The organism is Streptomyces sp. NPDC002209, assembly GCF_042890265.1.
Classification (GTDB): Bacteria; Actinomycetota; Actinomycetes; order Streptomycetales; family Streptomycetaceae; genus Streptomyces.
The window spans coordinates 1,936-4,442 of the sequence record NZ_JBIARX010000040.1 but is presented as its reverse complement, the minus strand read 5'-3'; the positions used below and the strand labels follow the sequence as shown (position 1 = coordinate 4,442).

The following is a 2,507-nucleotide window of genomic DNA, read 5'->3' as shown; positions in this document are numbered from 1 at the left end:
TTCAGAACTAACACAGTGGACGCGAGCAACTGAGGACAAGCCCTCGGCCTATTAGTACCAGTCAGCTCCACCCGTTACCGGGCTTCCACATCTGGCCTATCAACCCAGTCGTCTACTGGGAGCCTTACCCTCTCAAGGAGGTGGGAATACTCATCTTGAAGCAGGCTTCCCGCTTAGATGCTTTCAGCGGTTATCCCTCCCGAACGTAGCCAACCAGCCATGCCCTTGGCAGGACAACTGGCACACCAGAGGTTCGTCCGTCCCGGTCCTCTCGTACTAGGGACAGCCCTTCTCAATATTCCTACGCGCACAGCGGATAGGGACCGAACTGTCTCACGACGTTCTAAACCCAGCTCGCGTACCGCTTTAATGGGCGAACAGCCCAACCCTTGGGACCGACTCCAGCCCCAGGATGCGACGAGCCGACATCGAGGTGCCAAACCATCCCGTCGATATGGACTCTTGGGGAAGATCAGCCTGTTATCCCCGGGGTACCTTTTATCCGTTGAGCGACGGCGCTTCCACAAGCCACCGCCGGATCACTAGTCCCGACTTTCGTCCCTGCTCGACCCGTCGGTCTCACAGTCAAGCTCCCTTGTGCACTTACACTCAACACCTGATTGCCAACCAGGCTGAGGGAACCTTTGGGCGCCTCCGTTACCCTTTGGGAGGCAACCGCCCCAGTTAAACTACCCATCAGACACTGTCCCTGATCCGGATCACGGACCGAGGTTAGACATCCAGCACGACCAGAGTGGTATTTCAACGGCGACTCCACCCCAACTGGCGTTGGGGTTTCAAAGTCTCCCACCTATCCTACACAAGCCGAACCGAACACCAATATCAAACTGTAGTAAAGGTCCCGGGGTCTTTCCGTCCTGCTGCGCGAAACGAGCATCTTTACTCGTAGTGCAATTTCACCGGGCCTATGGTTGAGACAGTCGAGAAGTCGTTACGCCATTCGTGCAGGTCGGAACTTACCCGACAAGGAATTTCGCTACCTTAGGATGGTTATAGTTACCACCGCCGTTTACTGGCGCTTAAGTTCTCAGCTTCGCACGCCCGAAAGCGCACTAACCGGTCCCCTTAACGTTCCAGCACCGGGCAGGCGTCAGTCCGTATACATCGCCTTACGGCTTCGCACGGACCTGTGTTTTTAGTAAACAGTCGCTTCTCGCTGGTCTCTGCGGCCACCCCCAGCTCACGGAGCAAGTCCGATCACCAGTGATGGCCCCCCTTCTCCCGAAGTTACGGGGGCATTTTGCCGAGTTCCTTAACCATAGTTCACCCGAACGCCTCGGTATTCTCTACCTGACCACCTGAGTCGGTTTAGGGTACGGGCCGCCATGAAACTCGCTAGAGGCTTTTCTCGACAGCATAGGATCATCCACTTCACCACAATCGGCTCGGCATCAGGTCTCAGCCTTATATGAGGGACGGATTTGCCTACCCCTCGGCCTACACCCTTACCCCGGGACAACCACCGCCCGGGCTGGACTACCTTCCTGCGTCACCCCATCGCTTACCTACTACAAGTCTGGTTCGTCGGCTCCACCACTTTCCTTTCCCCGAAGGGTCCGGAACGGCTTCACGGACTTAGCATCGCCTGATTCGATATTGGGCGTTTCAAAGCGGGTACCGGAATATCAACCGGTTGTCCATCGACTACGCCTGTCGGCCTCGCCTTAGGTCCCGACTTACCCTGGGCAGATCAGCTTGACCCAGGAACCCTTAGTCAATCGGCGCACACGTTTCTCACGTGTGTATCGCTACTCATGCCTGCATTCTCACTCGTGAACCGTCCACAACTAGCTTCCGCTGCTGCTTCACCCGGCACACGACGCTCCCCTACCCATCACAGCGGGCGTTGGCCCTATTGCTGCAATGACACGACTTCGGCGGTACGCTTGAGCCCCGCTACATTGTCGGCGCGGAATCACTTGACCAGTGAGCTATTACGCACTCTTTCAAGGGTGGCTGCTTCTAAGCCAACCTCCTGGTTGTCTCTGCGACTCCACATCCTTTCCCACTTAGCGTACGCTTAGGGGCCTTAGTCGATGCTCTGGGCTGTTTCCCTCTCGACCATGGAGCTTATCCCCCACAGTCTCACTGCCGTGCTCTCACTTACCGGCATTCGGAGTTTGGCTAAGGTCAGTAACCCGGTAGGGCCCATCGCCTATCCAGTGCTCTACCTCCGGCAAGAAACACACGACGCTGCACCTAAATGCATTTCGGGGAGAACCAGCTATCACGGAGTTTGATTGGCCTTTCACCCCTAACCACAGGTCATCCCCCAGGTTTTCAACCCTGGTGGGTTCGGTCCTCCACGAAGTCTTACCTCCGCTTCAACCTGCCCATGGCTAGATCACTCCGCTTCGGGTCTAGAGCGTGCAACTCAATCGCCCTATTCGGACTCGCTTTCGCTACGGCTTCCCCACACGGGTTAACCTCGCTACACACCGCTAACTCGCAGGCTCATTCTTCAAAAGGCACGCAGTCACGACGTA

Annotated in this window: 1 rRNA gene (running past one end of the window); it reads right to left on the bottom strand. The window is 56.5% G+C overall.

Annotation, left to right across the window (positions count from 1 at the left end):
* Positions 1 to 31 precede the first annotated feature (31 nt).
* Positions 32 to 2,507 (bottom strand): 23S ribosomal RNA (locus ACFYXK_RS33890) (it continues 153 nt past the right edge of the window).